A 5,300-nucleotide genomic window follows, 5' to 3' on the forward strand; every position below is an offset into this window, starting at 1 on the left:
GTTCCGGCGGTGTCCTACTCTCCCACACCCTGTCGAGTGCAGTACCATCGGCGCTGGCAGGCTTAGCTTCCGGGTTCGGAATGGGACCGGGCGTTTCCCTGCCGCTATAACCGCCGTAACTCTGTGAAACAAACAGTGTGTGTTGTTTCAGATACTGTACAGTGGACGCGTAGCCATCTTTGTTGGTAAGCCCTCGGCCTATTAGTACCAGTCACCTCCACGCATTACTGCGCTTCCAGTTCCGGCCTATCAACCCCATGGTCTGTAGGGGGCCTTAACCACTCGATGGTGGAGAGAAACCTCATCTTGGAACAGGCTTCCCGCTTAGATGCTTTCAGCGGTTATCCCTTCCGAACGTAGCCAACCAGCAGTGCTCCTGGCGGAACAACTGGCACACCAGAGGTTCGTCCGTCCCGGTCCTCTCGTACTAGGGACAGCCTTCCTCAAGTTTCTGACGCGCGCGGCGGATAGAGACCGAACTGTCTCACGACGTTCTAAACCCAGCTCGCGTGCCGCTTTAATGGGCGAACAGCCCAACCCTTGGGACCTACTCCGGCCCCAGGATGCGACGAGCCGACATCGAGGTGCCAAACCATCCCGTCGATATGGACTCTTGGGGAAGATCAGCCTGTTATCCCCGGGGTACCTTTTATCCGTTGAGCGACACCGCTTCCACATGCCGGTGCCGGATCACTAGTCCCGACTTTCGTCCCTGCTCGACCTGTCAGTCTCACAGTCAAGCTCCCTTGTGCACTTGCACTCGACACCTGATTGCCAACCAGGCTGAGGGAACCTTTGGGCGCCTCCGTTACATTTTAGGAGGCAACCGCCCCAGTTAAACTACCCACCAGGCACTGTCCCTGAACCAGATCATGGCCCGAGGTTAGAAGTCCAATACGACCAGAGTGGTATTTCAACGACGACTCCACGAACACTGGCGTGCCCGCTTCACAGTCTCCCACCTATCCTACACAAACCGTACCGAACACCAATACCAAGCTATAGTGAAGGTCCCGGGGTCTTTTCGTCCTGCCGCGCGTAACGAGCATCTTTACTCGTAATGCAATTTCGCCGAGTCTGTGGTTGAGACAGCAGAGAAGTCGTTACGCCATTCGTGCAGGTCGGAACTTACCCGACAAGGAATTTCGCTACCTTAGGATGGTTATAGTTACCACCGCCGTTTACCGGGGCTTAAATTCTCAGCTTCGCGCCGAAGCGCTAACCGGTCCTCTTAACCTTCCGGCACCGGGCAGGCGTCAGTCCGTATACCTCGTCTTACGACTTCGCACGGACCTGTGTTTTTAGTAAACAGTCGCTTCTCTCTGGTCTCTGCGACCACCACCAGCTCACGGAGTAAATCCGGTCACCAGCGACGGTCCCCCTTCTCCCGAAGTTACGGGGGCATTTTGCCGAGTTCCTTAACCACAGTTCTCTCGATCGCCTCGGTATTCTCTACCTGACCACCTGTGTCGGTTTGGGGTACGGGCCGTGTACCAACTCACTAGAGGCTTTTCTCGGCAGCATAGGATCACTGAATTCACCTCAATCGGCTACGCATCACCTCTCAGGCCATATGCTGTGCGGATTTACCTACACAACGCCCTACAGGCTTACACCCGGACAACCATTACCGGGCCCAGCTACCTTCCTGCGTCACCCCATCGCTTGACTACTACACCCAGGATCCCGTGCATCCCCCTCTCCTCACCCGAAGGTGATGGATCCGGTTCAGGACGGTTAGCACAGATGATTCGCCATTGGGCGCGGATACACGGGTACGGGAATATCAACCCGTTGTCCATCGACTACGCCTGTCGGCCTCGCCTTAGGTCCCGACTCACCCTGGGCGGATTAACCTGGCCCAGGAACCCTTGGTCATTCGGCGGACGAGTTTCTCACTCGTCTTTCGCTACTCATGCCTGCATTCTCACTCGCACACCCTCCACAACTAGCTCACGCTGCTGCTTCCCAGGATGCACGACGCTCCCCTACCCACCCCCACCACTAGATAAGGTTCCGTGGAACCAAACCGATGTCTTGTGGGAGTGCCGCGGCTTCGGCGGTGTACTTGAGCCCCGCTACATTGTCGGCGCAGGATCACTTGACCAGTGAGCTATTACGCACTCTTTCAAGGGTGGCTGCTTCTAAGCCAACCTCCTGGTTGTCTTCGCGACCCCACATCCTTTTCCACTTAGTACACGCTTAGGGGCCTTAGCCGGCGATCTGGGCTGTTTCCCTCTCGACTACGAAGCTTATCCCCCGCAGTCTCACTGCCACGCTCTCACACCCCGGCATTCGGAGTTTGGCTGACTTCGGTAAGCTTGTGGGCCCCCTAGGCCATCCAGTAGCTCTACCTCCGGAGTGAAACACGCAACGCTGCACCTAAATGCATTTCGGGGAGAACCAGCTATCACGGAGTTTGATTGGCCTTTCACCCCTACCCACAGCTCATCCCCTCAGTTTTCAACCTAAGTGGGTTCGGGCCTCCACGACGTCTTACCGTCGCTTCACCCTGGCCATGGGTAGATCACTCCGCTTCGGGTCTAGAACACACGACTCAACGCCCTATTCGGACTCGCTTTCGCTACGGCTACCCCACACGGGTTAACCTCGCCACATGCCACTAACTCGCAGGCTCATTCTTCAAAAGGCACGCCATCACCCACAACAGACCAAACTGCTCGCAGGCTCTGACGGATTGTAAGCGTCCGGTTTCAGGTACTATTTCACTCCCCTCCCGGGGTACTTTTCACCTTTCCCTCACGGTACTAGTCCGCTATCGGTCACCAGGGAGTATTCAGGCTTACCGGGTGGTCCCGGCAGATTCACAGCAGATTTCACGGGCCCGCTGCTACTCGGGCATCATCCACGACAGGGAACATGTTTTCGTCTACCGGACTCTCACCGTCTACGGTCGGCCATCCCAGACCACTTCGACTAACACGAACCTTTCTGACTGTCGCCCAGCTCGGCAGAACCGGGAAGAACAACCCCACGACCCCGCATAGACAACGCCTGCCGGCTATCACATCTACACGGTTTAGCCTCATCCGCTTTCGCTCGCCACTACTCACGGAATCACTCTTGTTTTCTCTTCCTGCGGGTACTGAGATGTTTCACTTCCCCGCGTTCCCTCCACACACCCTATACATTCAGATGCAGGTGACACGACATCACTCGTGCCGGGTTTCCCCATTCGGACATCCTCGGATCACAGCTCGGTTGACAGCTCCCCGAGGCTTATCGCAGCCTCCTACGTCCTTCATCGGCTCCTGGTGCCAAGGCATCCACCGAACGCTCTTAAACACTTACAAACAAAGATGCTCGCGTCCACTGTACAGTTCTCAAACAACACACAAAACCGGATCACAACTCAGCACCAGCCGGAGAAAACCTCCGCGGTATGACCGAAGACCAGGTCTCGTCGCATTCTTCTTCCGTGAAAAAACCGCTTCCGCGTGTTCTTTCAGGACCCAACAGTGTGTCGATATAGCAACCCCCGAAAGGGAAAGCGGCGTCAGCGTTCCACCCATGAGCAACACCGGGCCACACTCGGACCCGAAATGCTATGCGCTCCTTAGAAAGGAGGTGATCCAGCCGCACCTTCCGGTACGGCTACCTTGTTACGACTTCGTCCCAATCGCCGATCCCACCTTCGACGGCTCCCTCCCACAAGGGGTTAGGCCACCGGCTTCGGGTGTTACCGACTTTCATGACGTGACGGGCGGTGTGTACAAGGCCCGGGAACGTATTCACCGCAGCGTTGCTGATCTGCGATTACTAGCGACTCCAACTTCACGGGGTCGAGTTGCAGACCCCGATCCGAACTGAGACCGGCTTTAAGGGATTCGCTCCACCTCACGGTATCGCAGCCCTCTGTACCGGCCATTGTAGCATGTGTGAAGCCCTGGACATAAGGGGCATGATGACTTGACGTCGTCCCCACCTTCCTCCGAGTTGACCCCGGCAGTCTCCTGCAAGTCCCCGGCATAACCCGCTGGCAATACAGGACAAGGGTTGCGCTCGTTGCGGGACTTAACCCAACATCTCACGACACGAGCTGACGACAGCCATGCACCACCTGTACACCGACCACAAGGGGGCCTACATCTCTGCAGGTTTCCGGTGTATGTCAAACCCAGGTAAGGTTCTTCGCGTTGCATCGAATTAATCCACATGCTCCGCCGCTTGTGCGGGCCCCCGTCAATTCCTTTGAGTTTTAGCCTTGCGGCCGTACTCCCCAGGCGGGGTACTTAATGCGTTAGCTACGGCACGGATCCCGTGGAAGGAAACCCACACCTAGTACCCACCGTTTACGGCGTGGACTACCAGGGTATCTAATCCTGTTCGCTACCCACGCTTTCGCTTCTCAGCGTCAGTTACTTCCCAGAGACCCGCCTTCGCCACCGGTGTTCCTCCTGATATCTGCGCATTTCACCGCTACACCAGGAATTCCAGTCTCCCCTGAAGTACTCAAGTCTGCCCGTATCGCCCGCAAGCTTGGGGTTGAGCCCCAAGTTTTCACGGACGACGCGACAAACCGCCTACAAGCTCTTTACGCCCAGTAATTCCGGACAACGCTCGCACCCTACGTATTACCGCGGCTGCTGGCACGTAGTTGGCCGGTGCTTCTTCTACCCCTACCGTCACTCTCGCTTCGTCGGAGTCGAAAGAGGTTTACAACCCGAAGGCCGTCATCCCTCACGCGGCGTCGCTGCATCAGGCTTCCGCCCATTGTGCAATATTCCCCACTGCTGCCTCCCGTAGGAGTCTGGGCCGTGTCTCAGTCCCAGTGTGGCCGGTCGCCCTCTCAGGCCGGCTACCCGTCGTCGCCTTGGTAGGCCATTACCCCACCAACAAGCTGATAGGCCGCGGGCCCATCTCACACCGATAAATCTTTCCACCACCAACCATGCGACCAGTGGTCCTATCCGGTATTAGACCCAGTTTCCCAGGCTTATCCCAGAGTGCGAGGCAGATCACCCACGTGTTACTCACCCGTTCGCCGCTCGTGTACCCGAAGGCCTTACCGCTCGACTTGCATGTGTTAAGCACGCCGCCAGCGTTCGTCCTGAGCCAGGATCAAACTCTCCGTTGAAGACTCACAACCACACCCCCGAAAGGGCGCAATCGAAAGAAACACGCGAGTCCGAAAACCCAGCAAAACAAAACACCAGCAAAAAAACTCTTGCTGACAAAAAGTCCCGACCTCCACACGGGGGCGTGAAAACCGGGCACCAAAAAACATTTGGCACTGACATTCATCGACACACTATTGAGTTCTCAAAGAACACACGCAC

The 5,300-nt window shown here is 56.6% G+C and carries 1 protein-coding gene and 3 rRNA genes; 1 reads left to right on the top strand and 3 read right to left on the bottom strand.

What is annotated here, in order from left to right; all coding sequences use genetic code 11:
* Position 1: 1 nt before the first annotated feature.
* The 3 genes from rrf to NH2_RS27845 form a co-directional block, all read right to left on the bottom strand.
* A 5S ribosomal RNA gene (gene rrf, locus NH2_RS27835) occupies positions 2-118 on the bottom strand.
* 63 nt (positions 119-181) lie between these two features.
* Positions 182-3,314 (bottom strand): 23S ribosomal RNA (locus NH2_RS27840).
* A gap of 267 nt (positions 3,315-3,581) precedes the next feature.
* Positions 3,582-5,098, bottom strand: a 16S ribosomal RNA gene (locus NH2_RS27845).
* The 16S, 23S and 5S rRNA genes sit together here, the layout of an rRNA operon.
* Here NH2_RS27845 and NH2_RS29580 point away from each other — a divergent pair.
* Positions 5,095-5,300, top strand: a 206-nt coding sequence (locus NH2_RS29580) for a hypothetical protein (RefSeq protein ID WP_218021756.1), incomplete at its 3' end; no start/stop codon positions are given. The two genes, NH2_RS27845 and NH2_RS29580, sit on opposite strands and share 4 nt — an antisense overlap.

This window comes from Nocardia harenae NBRC 108248 (assembly GCF_001612885.1).
Taxonomy (GTDB): Bacteria; Actinomycetota; Actinomycetes; order Mycobacteriales; family Mycobacteriaceae; genus Nocardia; species Nocardia harenae.